At 72.8% G+C, this 15,546-nt stretch carries 9 protein-coding genes; 7 read left to right on the top strand and 2 right to left on the bottom strand.

What is annotated here, in order from left to right:
• Positions 1-126 precede the first annotated feature (126 nt).
• Positions 127-1,254, top strand: coding sequence for a sensor histidine kinase (locus MLV88_RS06770; protein WP_243337136.1), 1,128 nt, complete (start codon positions 127-129; stop codon positions 1,252-1,254).
• Positions 1,255-1,326: 72 nt separating this feature from the next.
• On the opposite strand, the gene MLV88_RS06765 is transcribed toward MLV88_RS06770, so the two are convergent.
• Together MLV88_RS06765 and MLV88_RS06760 are read right to left on the bottom strand one after the other, a co-directional pair.
• Complete coding sequence (locus MLV88_RS06765) at positions 1,327-7,821, bottom strand: InlB B-repeat-containing protein (RefSeq protein WP_243337134.1); 6,495 nt, start codon at positions 7,819-7,821, stop codon at positions 1,327-1,329.
• Positions 7,822-8,093: 272 nt separating this feature from the next.
• On the bottom strand, positions 8,094-8,825 hold the full coding sequence (locus MLV88_RS06760) for a hypothetical protein (protein WP_242336180.1): 732 nt from the start codon (positions 8,823-8,825) through the stop codon (positions 8,094-8,096).
• A gap of 151 nt (positions 8,826-8,976) precedes the next feature.
• Here MLV88_RS06760 and MLV88_RS06755 point away from each other — a divergent pair, with 151 nt between their 5' ends.
• The 6 genes from MLV88_RS06755 to MLV88_RS06730 all read left to right on the top strand — a co-directional run bounded on the left by MLV88_RS06755 (position 8,977) and on the right by MLV88_RS06730 (position 15,543).
• Positions 8,977-9,558: a phosphatase PAP2 family protein gene (locus tag MLV88_RS06755; protein ID WP_243337132.1), complete on the top strand. Its 582-nt coding sequence runs from the start codon at positions 8,977-8,979 to the stop codon at positions 9,556-9,558.
• A gap of 3 nt (positions 9,559-9,561) precedes the next feature.
• Positions 9,562-10,251 carry a metal ABC transporter ATP-binding protein gene (locus MLV88_RS06750; RefSeq protein WP_242336174.1) on the top strand — a complete coding sequence of 230 codons (690 nt, stop codon included), beginning with the start codon at positions 9,562-9,564 and terminating at the stop codon, positions 10,249-10,251.
• A complete protein-coding gene (locus tag MLV88_RS06745; protein WP_242336171.1) occupies positions 10,251-11,012 on the top strand; it encodes a metal ABC transporter permease in 762 nt (253 codons plus the stop codon). Before MLV88_RS06750 ends, MLV88_RS06745 begins: the two co-directional genes overlap by 1 nt.
• Positions 11,013-11,168: 156 nt before the next feature.
• Positions 11,169-14,417 (top strand): fused MFS/spermidine synthase, encoded by a 3,249-nt coding sequence (locus MLV88_RS06740; RefSeq protein ID WP_243337131.1) that lies wholly within the window; start codon positions 11,169-11,171, stop codon positions 14,415-14,417.
• 64 nt (positions 14,418-14,481) lie between these two features.
• Positions 14,482-14,769, top strand: a complete 288-nt coding sequence (locus tag MLV88_RS06735; protein WP_242354369.1) for a hypothetical protein — start codon at positions 14,482-14,484, stop codon at positions 14,767-14,769.
• 444 nt (positions 14,770-15,213) lie between these two features.
• Positions 15,214-15,543, top strand: a complete 330-nt coding sequence (locus MLV88_RS06730; RefSeq protein ID WP_242336162.1) for an STAS domain-containing protein — start codon at positions 15,214-15,216, stop codon at positions 15,541-15,543.
• The last annotated feature ends 3 nt before the right edge of the window (positions 15,544-15,546 follow it).

Raw genomic sequence — 15,546 nt, 5'->3', positions numbered from 1 at the left:
AATATTAGGCTTTCGCCGGGCAGTAACCAGTCCCCAGTCGCATGAAAGCCGGCGAGCTCGCAGCCGCCTGCGCCCTCATGGTGTACTACTCCGCCCACCCAGGATTGCTGGCTCGCGGAGCGGAGCATGACCTTGATCACACACGAGTTTCTGACGCGCGAACGCGACCGCATCATGGCGGAGTGGGAGCGCGCGATCCACGCGGAGCCGAGACCCATCCCGCTGGAGGACTCGGCCCTCCGGAACGATCTTCCGGAGTTCCTCGACGCGCTGGCCACCTGGATGAAGGCGCCGGATGCACCTGCCGGTGGCATGCTCCAGGGCCTTCCCATCACGCATGCGAAGCAGCGCCTGAAGCACGCGTACCAGCTCGCCCAGCTCATCACCGAGTTCCGCGTACTGAGAGCGACGATCCTGCGGCTCTTGCTGCACGCCGAGGCCGAGGAACAGGCAGGCTCCGTCGATCTCATGGAAGGAATGGAGCGCCGCGTCGTCGAGCTCGCGCGGCTGAACGCGGGCCTCGATCAGGCGATCAGCGACTCCGTCGAATACTTCGTGGAGGAGCGGGAGCGAATCCGCGAGCGCTTCATCGGGGTGCTGGGCCACGACCTCCGCTCGCCCCTCAGCGCCATCCTGATGAGCGCAGACCACATGCTGCGATCGGGCCGCCTCGCGCCGGGTCTCGACCGCGCCGCCGGGCGTATCGCCCGCAACGCGGAGCGGATGAGCAGGATGGTGCGCGACCTGCTGGACCTCTCCCGCGGGCGCCTCGGCGACGGCATCCCGGTCGACACGACGACGCGCGTGGACCTGGGCGAGGTCTGCCACGCCGCCGTCGAGGACGCGATCCTCACGAATCCTGATCGAGAGATCATCCTGAACGCCAGCGGTGATCTCTGGGGTCAATGGGATCGCGACCGTGCGTTCCAGGCGGTCGGCAATCTCCTCGCGAACGCCCTGAATTACGGTGAGGGGCCGGTGGTCGTCACTGCGGCATGTGCAAGTGAAGGCGCGGTCGTGCAGGTCACGAATCACGGTGAGCCCATCACCGAGGATCGCCTGCTGAGGCTCTTCGATCCGTTCCAGCGCGGCGAAGCAGGTGCAGGCAACCGAGAGGGGCTCGGCCTCGGGCTCTACATCGTCAGCGAGATCATGCGCGCGCACGGCGGAACGGTCGCAGTGAGCTCATCCCGCGAGGCTGGCACGACGTTCACGCTCACGTGGCCTCGCTCCGACTGCACGCCCACCGCTTGATCACGCGACGAGGCGAGCGCCCCTCCGCTGCGATGGGAGCCGGGGACGGCGAGCCGCCGTCCCCGGCCGTCCTCAGCGCGCCGCCGCGGACAGCGGGCAGGTGCCGGCGGCGAACGTGGCCGTGACCGACCTGGCCACCGACATCGTGACGGTGCACTGGCTCGCGGTGCCGTAGCACGCGCCGCTCCACGAGGTGAACGTGGCGCAGGCGCCCGGCGTCGCCGTCAAGGTGACGGACGAGCCGGTGCTCTCGTCCGCCGCGCAGCCGTCGGCGCTGCCCGACGTGCACGCGATGCCAGGGCCCGTGACGGTGCCCGAGCCGGTCCCCGCCGGCGTGACGGTGAGGCGGAACGTGCTCGGCTGGAACGTGGCCGTCACCGTCTTCGCCGACGACATCGTGACGGTGCAGGTGTCGCCGCTCGAGCTCGTGCAGCCGGTCCAGCTCTTCAGCAGGGCGCCTGCCGCGGGCGAGGCCGTGAGCGTCACCGCGCTGCCGTTCGCGACGGTCGTCACGCAACCGGCCGGATCGCTGCACACGAGCCCCGCCCCGCTGATCGTGCCGGTCGCGCCGTAGCTCGAGGCCGGCTTGACCGTGAGCGCGTACGTGCTCGGCTGGAACGTCGCCGTGACCGTCTTCGCGGCGGTCATCGTGACCGTGCAGACGTTCCCGGACGCGGAGGTGCAGCCGGTCCAGCTCTTCACGATCGAGCTGGCGTCCGGGGTGGCGGTCAGGGTCACGGTGGCGCCGTTCGCGACGACGGCGGTGCAACCTCCGGTGACCCCGGTGGTGCAGTCGATGCCCGGTCCGGTCACCGTCCCGGCCCCACCCTGGGCCGTCGCGTTCACGGTGAGCGCATACGTGCTCGGCTGGAAGTTCGCCGTGACCGTCTTCGCCGACGTCATGGTGACCGTGCACGTGGCGCCGGTCGCGGAGGTGCAGCCGGTCCAGCTCGCGAAGACCGACGCCGCCCCCGGCGTCGCGGTCAGCGTGAGGGTGGCCCCGTTCGCCTCGACGTAGGTGCAGCCGGTCGTGGAGCCGCAGTCGATCCCGTCGCCCTGGACGCTGCCGCTGGCGTTCACGCCGGCGGTCTTCACGGTGAGGGCGTACGTGCTCGGCTGGAACGTCGCCGTGACCGTCTTCGCCGAGGACATCGAGACGGTGCAGGTCGCGCCGCTCGTCGTCGTGCACCCGGTCCAGCTCTTGAACAGCGAGGTCGCGTCCGGCACCGCCGTCAGCGTGAGCGTGGCCCCGTTCGCCTCGACGTAGGTGCAGCCGGTCGTGGAGCTGCAGTCGATGCCGTCGCCCTGGACGGCGCCGCCGGCGCCCGTCCCGGCGGTCTTCACGGTGAGGGCGTACGTGCTCGGCTGGAACGTCGCCGTGACCGTCTTGGCTCCGGTCATCGACACCGTGCACGTCGCGCCGCTCACGGAGGTGCAGCCGCTCCAGCTCTTCAGGATCGAGCTCGCGTCGGGGGCGGCGGTCAGGGTCACGGTCGTGCCGTTCGCGACGCCGGTGGTGCAACCTCCGGTGACCCCCGTGGTGCAGGCGATGCCCGGTCCGGTCACCGTCCCGGCCCCACCCTGGGCCGTCGCGTTCACCGTGAGCGTGTACGTGCTCGGCTGGAAGTTCGCCGTGACCGTCTTCGCCCCGGTCATCGAGACCGTGCAGACGTTGCCGGACGACGAGGTGCAGCCGGTCCAGCTCGCGAAGACCGACGCCGCTCCCGGCGTCGCGGTCAGCGTGATCGTGGCCCCGTTCGCCTCGACGTAGGTGCAGCCGGTCGTGGAGCTGCAGTCGATGCCGTCGCCCTGGACCGTGCCGCTGGCGTTCACGCCCGCGGTCTTGACGGTGAGCGCGTACGTGCTCGGCTGGAACGTCGCCGTGACCGTCTTCACCGACGCCATGGTGACCGTGCAGGTCGCGCCGTTCGTCGTCGTGCACCCGGTCCAGCTCTTGAACAGCGACGTCGCGTCAGGGACCGCCGTCAGCGTGATCGTGGCCCCGTTCGGCTCGACGTAGGTGCACCCCGTCGTGGAGCTGCAGTCGATGCCGTCACCCTGGACGGCCCCGCCGGAGGCCGTCCCGGCGGTCTTCACGGTGAGCGCATACGTGCTCGGCTGGAACGTCGCCGTCGCGGTGCGCGCGCCGGTCATCGAGACCGTGCAGACGTTCCCGGACACCGAGGTGCAGCCGCTCCAGGTCGAGAAGACCGAGGTCGCGTCCGGCGTCGCCGTGAGGGTCACGGTCGTCGCAGGCGTCGTGTTGGGCACCGATGTCGTGCATCCGTCCGTCGCGCCGGTGGTGCAGGCGATGCCCTCGCCCGTCACCGTCCCGCGCCCGGTTCCGGCCGTCTTCGCCGTGAGGAGCCAGGTCGCCGGCTGGAACGTCGCCGTCGCGGTCCTCGCGCCGGTCATCGAGACCGTGCAGACGTTCCCGGACACGGAGGTGCAGCCGGTCCAGCTCGAGAAGAGCGAGGTCGCGTCGGGCGAGGCCGTGAGCGTCACGGTCGTCGCCGGCGAGGTGAGGGGCTCCGAGGCCGTGCACCCGTCCGTCGAGCCGGTGGTGCAGGCGATGCCCTCGCCCGTCACCGTCCCGCGGCCCAGCCCGGACGTCCTCACCGTGAGGAGCGCGACCGAGTGGAACGTCGCGGTCACCGTCTTCGCCCCCGTCATCGAGACCGTGCAGACGTTTCCGGAGACCGACGTGCACCCGGTGAAGCCCGCGAAGACCGACGGCGCGGTCGGCGTCGCGGTGAGCGTCACGGTCGCCGGCGGCGACGTGTTGGGGACCGTGGCCGTGCACCCCGCCGCCCCAGGGGTCAGGCAGGAGATCCCGTCGCCCGTCACGGTGCCCTGTCCCGAGCCCGAGAGCTCGACGGTGAGCGGGTAGCTCGCGAGCGAGAAGCTCGCGGCCACCGTCCGCGCGGCGTCCATGCTGACGGTGCAGGTCGGAGCCGTGCCGGCGCAGGCGCCGCTCCAGCCGGAGAAGATCGAGCCGGACGCCGGCTGGGCGGTGAGCGTGACGGACGTGCCGGCCGCGAAGTCGGCCGAGCACGTGACGCCGCAGGAGATCCCGGCCGGAGTCGAGGTGACCGTCCCCACGCCGTCGCCGGTGAGGGAGACGTCGAGCAGGAACCCCGTCCCGATGTCGATCACCTTGCCGACGAAGTCGATGCCGGTCCCGGCGCACCACCCCGTGGGAGCGCAGTTGCTCGAATCGTCCCACGTGACGAGGAACTTGCCGCGCGCGAGCGGCACGACGTACGGATAGGACTGGTCCCCCGGCTTGCCCTCGATCCACAGGCCGTTCGGCGGCGCGAGCGGCGCGCCCGTCGGCCCGAGGCGCTGCACGAACACGTCCTGGTGGCCCGGCCGATCGTCGCTCCACGCGTACACCGCGCCGTCCGCGCCGTCCGACGCGACGGACGGCGCGAGCTGATTGCCCGCCGCCGTCGTGACCGGCACGCCGTTCGTGCCCCACAGCCGGTTCCCGTCTCGGTCGAACCGCTGCGTGTACACGTCCCAGCTGGCGTTACGGCTGTCGTGCCACACCACGAACGCGCCGCCCCGGCCGTCCGGCGCCATCGTGAGCCGGGAGGGAGAATAGCCGGGCACGAAGGTGCTCGGAGTGGCGGTCAGGCCCGACGTGAGCGGAACGCCGCCGGGCGTCCAGAGGCTCTGGCCGAGGTGGTCCACCCGCACCGCGTAGAGGTCGCTCCGCGAGAGGAAGTTGGGGCCGGGCTTGAAGGGGAAGTTCCGGAAGTCGTGCCAGGCGATGATCGCGCCGCCCTGGCCATCCGGGAGGATGCTGGGCCCGAGGGCGATCTCCGGCACGCCCGGGGTCATCGACGTCTCCGGCGTGAGGAGCAGGCCGTTCTGAGCCCAGAGGGCCTGGCCGAGCGAGGTCAGGCGCTGGGCGTAGACGGTCTGGTAGCCCGTGCGCGCATCGACCCAGGTCAGGATCGCGCCGCCGTAGTTGTCCGTCGCGATCGCGACCTCGGACTGGGAGCTGGCCGCCTGCACCACCGGAACGCCGTCGGTCTGCCACGCCATCGTTCCGCTCGCGTCGATCTTCTGCGCGTAGATGTCCGCATTGCCGTTGCGATAGTCCGTCCAGGCGACGATCGCCGTCCCGCTGCCCTTGGAGAGCAGGGTCGGCCGCTCCTGTCCTCCGGAGGCTTGACACACCCAGACCCCGTAGGTCCCCCAGAGCTTCTGCCCGGTGGCGCTCACCCGCTGGGCCCGGATGTGCTTGTCGTAGACGTTGCCCGTGTTGGCGCCCTCGACCCAGGCGACGATCGCGCCTCCTGCTCCGTCGGAGACGATCGCGGGGCGGATCTCCGCTCCCGGCGAGGCGGAGGTCAACGCCATCCCGTCCGTGCTCCAGAGCGGATTCCCGGAGGCGTCCACCCGCTGCATGAACAGATCGGGGTTCCCGTACCGCGTGTCGGTCCAGACGTAGAACGCCCCTCCGGCGCCGTCAGGGACGCCAGGGGGCTGCGTGCTGAGGTGGTGGAAGGGATCCCACTGCTGGGTGGAGTACGCCTTCGAAAGGGCGGTGCTGCAGTTGCTGATCGTGATGCCGGAGGCCAGGCGCGCGATCACCGGCAGCGCCGTGGAGCCACCCGGGTCCTCGGGAGAGTGGATCGTCAGGACGCCGGTGGCGTCCTCGAGGCGACTCAACGAGACGGACGTGAACGAAGGCGTCGTCGCCGTGGAGGCCTGCACGGTGAGCCAGGCGGGAGCGTCCGCCGACCAGCTCAGCGTACCGCCGCCGAGGTTGTAGACGTCCACCGGCAGCGTCCACTGCTGGCCCGCGCACGCCGTCGCCGGGACGTCGAACTCCAGCGGCTCCGCGAGCACCTTCAGGAGGGGCGGGTCCGCCGGCGGATCGAACGCCCTGGCGACCGCGGCGGCGGCGTCGAGCCTGCCCCACCCGTAGTAGGGGTCGTACCCCGCGGTGTCGAGCGCCGGGTCCCCGACCGCGTCTCGCGCCGTGTGACGGATGATCGACTCGACCTGCGCCACCGTCAGCTGCGGGTTGGCGGACAGCACCAGCGCGGCGACGGCGGAGACGTGAGGCGTCGCCATCGACGTGCCGGCCTGCCGGAGGTAGCTGCCGCCGACGACGAGGTTCGCATCGCCGGTGCCCGCGGCGCGCAGCGAGAGGATGTTGCGGGCCGCGGCGTAGGGGGAGGCGGCGTCGGGGCCGCCGCCGGGAGCGGCGACGTCGACGAGGTAGCCCCAGTTCGAGAAGGACGCCTTCGAGTCGTCGGCGCCGGACGCCGCGACCGTGATCACGTCCTGTAGCTTCGCGGGGAAGGCATCCTTGACGTCGGCGTCGTCGTTGCCGGCGGCGAACGTGATCACGCAGCCGAGGCTCCGCGCCAGCGCGACGGCGTCGGCGATGGCGGCGTCGGTGCAGCCGGTGCCGTAGCAGCCCCAGCTGTTGCTGATCACGTCCGCGCCGTTCATCGCGGCGTACGTGACGGCGGCCGCGAGGGTCGAGAACGGCCCGTAGCCGGAGTCGTCGAGCCCCTTCACCGGCATGATCCGGGCCTGGTACGCGACCCCGATCACCCCGGCGCCGTTGTTCCCGGCTGCGGCGATCGTCCCCGAGACGTGGGTTCCGTGGCCCATCCGGTCCATCGGGTCGGCGTCGCCGTAGGCGAAGTCCCATCCGCGGACGTCATCCACGTAGCCGTTCCCGTCGTCGTCCACGCCCGGAACGCCGCCGAGCTCGGCCGGGTTGGCCCACACGTTCGCGGCGATGTCGGGGTGGTTGTAGTCGAGCCCCGTGTCCACGACCGCGACCACGGAGCCGGCGCCCGTCGCGACGTCCCAGGCGGCCGGTGCGCCGATCTTGGCGAGGGCCCAGAGATCGCCGTAGGCCTGTCCCCACGAGCCGGAGGACTGGAGATACGGATCGTCCGGGAGGGCCTGCGTCTTCGCGAGGCGATCCGGGACGGCGTACTCGACGTTCGGGTTGGCCGCGTAATCGAGCGCCATCTTCGCGACGTCGGTGTCCGCGGGGACCTCGAACACGTAGGTGCGGACCAGGTCCGGGAGCTCGGCGCGTCCTGCGCGCGAAGCCCTCGCGGCGAACCGGGCCCTGGACGCGTTCACCGTCTCGAGGAGCTTCCTCCGCCGATCCGCGATCGCGCCCTTGCCAGGGGCGGAGATCGCGCGCGCGAAGAGGGACGAGAACACCGGCCTCACCGCGCTCACGCGGTACTCGGCGTCGAGCCGGTCCAGGTCGGCGCCGCCGGAGCGCGCGTTCGCCGCGAACCTCAGGCCGAACCGGTGGATGACGTCGGCGGGCTCGCCGAGCGTGTCCCGGAACTTGACGATGAGGCGTCCCGGAGCCGACGTCGGGGGCTCCTCGGCGCCACGGTCGCTCCGCCCGGCGGCAGCCGCCTCCGGAGCGCGCTCTGCGCCCTGCACCGTGATCGAGAAGCGGCCGGCGGTCACGGTCGACGATTCGTCCTTGCCCGGGACGCCCGAGCCGCAGCTCAGGCAGACGACGACGCAACACACCGCGATCGTCGCGGCGAGCAGTTGGCGCATGGAGGACCTCTGTGTGGGGACGGCGGTGCCGATCAGGCTACGAGACTACGCGTGAAGCGTGCCCGAAGGGCATGAGACACGGTGCCGCATTGCGCGGAGAAAAAGCTTGTCGGCGATCAGGCGAAGCTCGCGCAGCGCGGCGCGGCGTCGAGACTCGTGACCGGGCACAAGCGCAGCCCGCAGCCGGATGAGGCTGCGGCGGAGCGAGCCGGGTCCCGTGGCTTCCGAGACCGGTTCAGCTCGACGCGCTGTGGCCGGTGGTTCCCGCCTCGTCAGGTCTGCGGGTGCGGCGCGAGCGGCACCTCATCCGGCGGCCCCGCGGAGCGCTCTCGCCGCGCTTCGCGGAGCGCGCCCCCGGCTCGGCGCGCGAGGTTCGTGAACTGGCGGGTCTGCATGATGAAGTGGGCGGGCTCCCAGAAGACGAAGCCGAGCGCGGTGTCGCGGAGCCGCGGCCGGCCGGCGGAATGGACGGTCACGACGAGCCGCGTCCGCCCGCCGGGCAGCTCGTCGAGCTGGAACGCCCAGAGCGAATCGACGAAGTCCTTCGCGGAGCGTGGCCGCGGATCCGCCGAGTCGTGCTGGCGACCGCCGGAGGTGAGGACGCGCAGCGCGAGGAAGCGCCCGGGATCCACCGCCGCCACGTCGAACCAGTACCTGCCGTCCGGAGTGGCGGGCAGACGGTCTCCGACGGAGAGCGACTGCCACTCCGGATGGATCTGGCTCGCGCTCGGCCGGCCGAAGTGATCGAGACGGTCCCAGCTGTACCACCCCGCTCGGCCGAACCCCATCTGCACGAGCCATGGCCACACGGCGGAGGGCGCGGCGTCCAGGGTGACGGCCATGGTCGAGCCGCGCTTGCCGTCCGGAAGGAGGTCGTCGCCCGGGGATCGCCTCTGGACCTCCTCTCGCGTCGCGCCCCACCGGAGCATGCGCGGGCGAACGAGCAGCGCGTACGCACCCGCGCAGAGACCGACGCCCGCGCCCAGCTTGAGCAGCGTCTTCATGGCATGAGCGTGCGCACCCGGGCCGCGGTTCGGCACTGGGGGCACCGCGAGGGAACGGTCGACGTCTCCGTCCGCCTCCGGGTCGCGCTCCCGCCGCCCCCTGCCTCCCAAGGCGTAGGCAGGAGGCGCGTCTCGTGAAATGAAGGAACGCATGACGTCCGATCACCACACGCGACTCGAGGAGGAGATCTTCCGGGCCCTGAACCTCGACGGCGGGCGCGCGCTCGACGCGCTCGCGGTGGCGCTCTCCAGCCGGTGGTTCGGAGCCGTCGTGGGGGCGGCGATCGTCGTCGCGATCCTCGTCGCCAGCGGCACGAGGCGGCGCGCGCTGCTGCTCGCCTTCGCGACGGCCCTCGCGACGAGCGACTTCCTGGGGGCGCGGATCCTCCGGCCGCTGTTCGCCAGGATGCGTCCGTGCTTCGCGCTGGGTGAAGCGGTGCGGTGGCTCGCGCCGGCGAGCGACGTCGGGTCGCTGCCGAGCCTCCACGCCGCGAACTTCTTCGCCATGGGCGTCGTCGCGTGGGCGGCGGACCGGCGCGCCGGGGTCGCGGCGCTGGCGATCGCCGCGGCGGTCGCGCTGAGCCGCGTGTACGTGGGGGTGCACTGGCCGACGGACGTGCTCGCCGGCGCAGCGTGGGGCACACTGTGCGCGTTCGCGGGGCTCGCCGTCGCGAGGGCCGCCGTCGGGCGGACGTCGGGCGCTCGTGATGGGCGGCGCGAGGAGAGGGGCTGAGGCATGGAGAACGCGCTCGAGGTCGAGGGGCTCTCGGTGCGGCTCGGCGGGACCGAGGTGCTGCGCGAGCTCAGCTTCAGCGTCCGCAGCGGCAGCGCGCTCGCCGTGATCGGGCCGAACGGCGCGGGGAAGACGGTCCTCTTCCGCGCGCTCATCGGGGCGCTGCCGCACGGCGGCGTGGTCCGCTGGGCGCCCGGGACGCGCATCGGGTACGTGCCGCAGAAGCTCGACATCGAGCGCGACCTCCCCGTCACCGGGCGCGACTTCCTCCGCGCCAAGGCCCACGTGTCGGGTGCCCCCGGCGCCGACCTCGCGCGCGCCCTCGAGCTCGTGAACCTGCCGCCGAGCGCGGCGGACCTGGCCATCGGGGCGTTCTCCGGCGGCCAGTTCCAGCGCCTGCTCCTCGCGTCCGCGCTCCTGGGCGAGCCCACGGTCCTCCTCTTCGACGAGCCGACGGCGGGCGTGGACGAGCCCGGCGAGGAGCGGCTGTACGAGATGATCCACCGGGTCCAGGAGACCGAGCGGCTCACGCTGCTCCTCATCTCGCACGAGCTGAGCGTGGTCTACCGGTACGCCACGAACGTGCTGTGCCTCTCGCGCGAGGCGCCGTGCTTCGGGGCCCCGGAGGAGATCCTGACGCCCGAGCGGATCGAGCAGGTGTACGGCACGCCGCTCAAGTACCATCACCACTGATGCAGTGGACCGGGCTCACGCTCTCGATCGGGATGGCGGTGGCCGCCGGCCTCGTCGGCTGCTTCGCGCTGATGCGCCGGATGGCGCTCGCGTCGGACGCGATGTCCCACGTCGCGCTGCCCGGCATCGGGCTCGCCCTGGTGTTCCACTTCCATCCGGTGCTGGGCGGGCTCGCGGCCTTGTTCGCCGGCACGCTCCTGGTCTGGGGGCTGGAGCGACAGACCCGCAGCTCCACCGAGACGGTCATCGGCGTGGTCTTCTCGCTGGCGCTCGCGCTCGGGAGCATGCTCGCCACCGGAGACGAGCTGGTGGACGCGCTCCTCGGCGCGCCGGGGACCCTCGGCGGGTGGGAGCTGGCGCTCGGGCTCGCAGGCGCCGCCGCGGTGGTCGCGTTCGTCCTGACGCAGCGGAACCGGCTCGTCATCACGCTGGTCTCGGCCGACATCGCGCGGACCTCCGGGATCCGCGTCGCGCGCCTCGAGCTCCTCTTCCTCCTCGCGTTCGCGCTCACCGTGGCCCTCGGGCTTCGCTACCTCGGCGTCCTGCTCATGGGCTCGCTCGTCATCATCCCCGCCGCGACGGCGAAGCACCTCGCGCGCACCCTCGACCAGATGTTCGCGATCTCGGTCGGCGTCGCGGTCACCTCCACGCTCGCCGGCGAGCTCTTGGCCTCGCGCCTCCACCGGGCGACCGGCCCGGTGATCATCTCGATCGCGGCCGGGATGTTCCTCGTCGCCCTCGTCGTCCGCCGCGGTCGCTGAGGCGGCGCGCTCCGCTCGCGCGGGGAGGGCCGCGCGGGAGCGGCTGGCCGTGCGGGTGGGGTAGGGCGCGGGCGCTCGCCCGCCTCGCCGCAGCCGCCGGGCGGCGGCACGGCGCGGCTTGGGTCGGCCGCGCCGAACGGGTACAGTCCGCGCTCCATGCAACGCCGACGCGATCTCGCAGTCGTCTCCGCGATCTTCCTCGTCTCCGGTGCGGCCGGGCTCGTCTACCAGGTCGTCTGGTCGCGCATGCTGAACGACGTCTTCGGCGTCAGCATCCATGCGATCACCGCCGTCCTCGCCACGTACCTGGGCGGCCTCGCGCTCGGGGGATGGGCGCTCGGCCCGGTCGCGGATCGGAGTCGCGACCCGCTCCGCGTCTACGGGTGGCTCGAGCTCGGGATCGCCGCCACTGCGATCGCCGGCACCGTGGCGATCCGCCTGCTCCACCCCGTGCACACGTGGGCCGCCGCCCAGCTCCCGCCGGGCTCGCCGGCCCTGCTCCTGTTCCGGATCGTGCTCGCGTCCGTGGTGGTGCTCCCGCCCACGCTGCTCATGGGGGCGACCCTGCCCGCGATCACCCGCGCGCTCGTGCAGCGCATCGGGAACCTCGGGCGCGGGCTGAGCCTCCTGTACGGGCTCAACACCGCCGGCGCGGTGCTGGGCAGCGTCGCCGCGGGGTTCGTGCTCATCCGCGCGCTGGGCGTCCACGGGACGCTGTGGATCGCGGTGGCGGTGAACTGCGCCGTGGGCGTCGCGGCGCTCGGCGTCGCCGCGCTTCGTCGCAGGGCGCCGGGCGCCGAGCCCTCCCGCACGTCCGAGCCGCGGTCCGCGCCGGGGGTCTCCGACGCGGCGCCCGGCAGCACCGACCGGCGGCTGCTCGTCGTCATGATGCTCTCGGGCGTCGCCTCGCTGTGCCTCGAGGTGCTCTGGACGCGGATGCTCGCCGTCCTCGTCGGCACCTCGACGTACGCCTTCGTGACGATGCTCTCGACGTTCCTCGTCGGCATCTCGCTCGGCAGCCTCGTCGCGCGGGCGTTCGTCGATCGCCTGCGCCAGCCGCGCCGCACGCTCGGCTGGATCCAGGTCGCCATCGCGGCGTCGACGCTCGCCACGATCCCCCTGACCCGCTGGGTGCTCGAGTACGGGAAGCGCTGGTTCGAGGCCGCCGAGCCGGGCTGGACCACCGCCCTGTGGGGCAGGTTCGCCCTCAGCTTCCTCATCATGATCGTGCCGACGACGCTCATCGGCTCGACGCTGCCCATCGCGGCGGTGATCTGGGCGCGCTCGGTGGACACGCTGGGCCGGCGCCTCGGCCAGCTCTACGGCGCGAACACCCTGGGGAACGTCGCCGGAGCCGCGCTCGGCGGGTTCGTGGTGCTGCCGCTGCTCGGGATGCAGAAGGGCATCGCGCTCGTCGCCACGTTCAACCTCTTCGGCGCGGGCTGGGGGCTCTCCGAAGAGCTGAAGCGGAGCCCCTGGCGAGCGAGGCTGCTCCGGGCGGCGCCCGTCGCGGTGTGCCTGTGCAGCAGCGTCGTCCTCCTGTGGGCGTGGCGGCCCCAGCCGCTGCCCGCCAGCGGCGGCGAGGCCCTGGATCCGGTGCTCTTCTATCAGGAGGGGCCGGTCTCGACGGTGAAGGTGTTCCGGCGCGCGCGGGACGGGCGTCAGCTCGTCATGGCCGTGGACGGGGTCACGATCGGCCAGAGCAGCGCGGGCGTGGACATGAAGCAGCAGGTCCTCGCCCATTTGCCCTTCATGCTCTCGCGGAGGACCCCGGAGCACGTGCTGTCGATCGGGCTCGGGACGGGGATCCTGGTCGGCGAGGTCGCGCGCCATCCGGGCGTCGCGAGCGTCGAGTGCGTCGAGCTCTCCCCCTCGGTCATCGAGGCGGCGCGCGAGTTCGCGCCCTGGAACGGCGGCGCCCTGGAGCACCCCGCCATCCGCGTCGTGAACGACGACGGGGTCAACTACCTCGAGCGCAGCCGCGCCCGCTACGACGCCATCATCTCGGACGGCAAGTCGCGCTCGGGGCACGCTGGGAACGGGCTCTTCTACTCGAGCGACTACTACCGGAGCGCGCTCGACCACCTCGCCGCGGACGGGACGATGATCCAGTGGGTGCCGCTCGACGTCGAGCCGGAGGACCTGCAGATCATCGTCCGCACCTTCACGGGCGTGTTCCCCCACGCGTACATGTGGCTGGGCCATCACTCGAGCTTCCTCGTCGGCTCGAAGCAGGCGCTGACCCTCGACATGGCCCACGTCCAGCGCGTCCTCGACGCGCCGGAGACCGACGACCTCCGCCGCTACGGCTGGCGCCGCGCCACCGACGTGGCGAGCCTGCTCGTCGCGGACACGGCGGCGCTGCGCGCCTGGGTGTCCGGCGGGAGCACCACGAACTCCCGCGAGCGCCCCATCCTCGAGTTCTACCCGCCCGGAGCGCTCGCAGGTGCGGACGCCGAGCGGGTCACCGGGAACCTCGCCGAGATCTCGCAGCTTCGCCGGAGAGGCCTCCGGGACGTCGCGCTGGTCGGCGGGGACGCCGCGGCGCTCGAGGCGAGCTCGCGGGCGGTCGGCGATCTCCTCGACGGGCTCGTCGGCGACGCGCGCGGGACGACCGGCGCGCAGGGGTTGCTCTGGCGGGCGCTCACCGACGCGCCGGACTTCGGCGTGGTCCACCAGATCGTCGGAGAGGCGATCTTCGCGCACGCGCTGGGGCTCGACCTGCGGGGGGACTACGAGAACGCCATCGCCCTCTACCGGGCCGCGCTCCAGGCGTCCCCGCTGCTCGTCGAGGCGAGCGTCGATCTCGGCCGCGTCCTCGCGCTGCGCGGGCGCACGGCGGACGCGACCGCGGCGCTGCGCGAGGCGCTCGCCGAGGACCCCGCCCTCGCACCCGCCCACAGGATGCTCGCCGACATCCTGCAGGCGGAGGGGCTGACGGGCGAGGCGGCGGAGCACTACGAGGACGCGCTCCAGGTGTCGCCCCTGGACGCGACGCTGCGCGATCGCTTCGCGGTCTCGCTGGCGATGCTGGGCCGCACCGGGGACGCCGTGGCGCAGCTCCGCCGCGCCGTGGAGCTCGCCCCGGACCTCGCCGCGCCGAAGCAGCACCTCGCCCTCCTGCTGGCGACCGACGCGAGCCTGCGCGATCCGCCCGAGGCGGTGCGCCTCGCGCGCGCGGCGGTGGAGGAGGCGGGTGACCGCGATCCGGGCTCGCTCGAGACGCTCGCGGTCGCCTACGCGGCGACCGGCGACTTCGACGGCGCGATCGAGCAGGAGCAGAGGGCGGTCGCGATCCTGGAGGCCTCGGGCAATCCGGCGAACGCGAACGCCGCGCGCGCCGCGCTCGAGGGGTACCGCCGGCGGGTCCCGCTGGCCGGCATGACGCGCGGGGCCGCTCCCTAGCGCGCCGCCGTCGCCGCGCGGCGATGACGCCGAGCTGCGTCCCGCAGGCCCGGAAGGACCCACCATGCGCGAACCCGACGAAAAGCGAGATCAGCGAGCGGAGGAGGCCGAGCGGCGAAGGGCCTTCACCGTCCTGGGGCTCCTCCAGGTGGGCGGGCTGGGGCTCCTCGCGGTGATCGCGGTCGGGCTCGTCCCGCGGGTCCTCGCGTCGTCGTTCCCGTCGCTCGGCGCGCCGTGGATCACCGCCGCGGCGGCGATCGTGGCCGCGTTCGGGGCGGTCGCGCTCTCCCTCCTCCGGCTGCGGCGCGTCTGGCGGGATTCGGACCGGGACTCCGGCGGCGACTCCCGGTGATCGGCGTCTCTTTCGGCCACGGCTGGCGGGGCTCCGCCTGCGCGGCGGCTGGCTGCAGGCGCGAGCGAGCGAGGCCTCGAGCACGCGCGACGCGGACCGAGCGCTCTCCGGGAAGTCGGGTGGCCGAACCCCGTGCGAGGTCGCGCCCGACGGGGCGCGCGCGCCGCGGGCGAGCGTCCGCTGCAGGACCTTTTCGCGTCGCGAGCCTCGTCAGCGTTCGCTGACGCCCACCCCTGGCGAAGACCCTGACGACAGGGCCGTTTCGCACGCTGCGCTGAAGGCGCGAGCCGGCGAGCCCACGCTCCCACGTGCGCAGCGCCCGGGCCTCCCGGCGCGCCTTCCCGGCGAGGGTCGGATGAAACGGTCAACCCTTGCGTCGTCCGGGCGACGTTCCAGTTTGCAGAGCGGATGCGGTGCGGCGGGGGGCCGGCCGGATCCTCACGCATGCTCCATCTCCGCTTCGCTCACAGGAACGGATCGCTCGTCGTCACGCCGCTCGCGCCGCGGCTCGACGCCGAGTGCGCGCTGGAGCTGCGCGCGCGGGTCGCCGACCAGGTGCGAGGGCGGCGGCGCGTCGTGGTGTCGCTCGAGCACGTGGCGGCCATGGACGGCTCGGCGATCGCGGCGCTCATCTCGCTCCTCAAGGCGATGGACGCCGGCGCCGAGCTGCGCCTCGTCCACGCCTCGCCGTCCGTCCGCGCGCTGCTCGAGCGGACGCGGCTCGACGAGCTCTTCCCGCAGTTCGACGATCTGGCCGCCGCCGTCGGGGAGTGATCG

Source organism: Anaeromyxobacter soli, from assembly GCF_022808855.1.
In the GTDB taxonomy this organism is placed as follows: domain Bacteria; phylum Myxococcota; class Myxococcia; order Myxococcales; family Anaeromyxobacteraceae; genus Anaeromyxobacter; species Anaeromyxobacter soli.
Note: the sequence above shows the minus strand (reverse complement) of the source record. Positions and strands in the feature narration are given on the sequence as shown.